The organism is Xenorhabdus entomophaga (assembly GCF_037996725.1).
Taxonomy (GTDB): Bacteria; Pseudomonadota; Gammaproteobacteria; order Enterobacterales; family Enterobacteriaceae; genus Xenorhabdus; species Xenorhabdus khoisanae.
The window spans coordinates 1-223 of sequence record NZ_JBBMXH010000490.1 but is presented as its reverse complement, the minus strand read 5'-3'; the positions used below and the strand labels follow the sequence as shown (position 1 = coordinate 223).

The 223-nt window shown below is 48.9% G+C and carries 1 pseudogene; it reads right to left on the bottom strand.

Annotation, left to right across the window (positions count from 1 at the left end):
- Positions 1–223: pseudogene (locus AAC854_RS24865) on the bottom strand (type VI secretion system baseplate subunit TssF); the annotation flags it as partial.

The following is a 223-nucleotide window of genomic DNA, read 5'->3' as shown; positions in this document are numbered from 1 at the left end:
GCGTGACTCATTGATATCTAATGTCATGAAACTGAATACATGCGGCAGGCAATAATACTCCGTCATTTGTTGCAACCGGGCAACAGGCAGGTCACCGGTGGGTAACAGGGGGTGATGAAGATTCTCAGACCAGCCGAGAAAATCACTGTGCCTGAGCCTTTTTTCGCCCTCTGCCGTGTGCCAATAGACCTCATCGATGTGCATATCCAGCCATAAGCTTAAT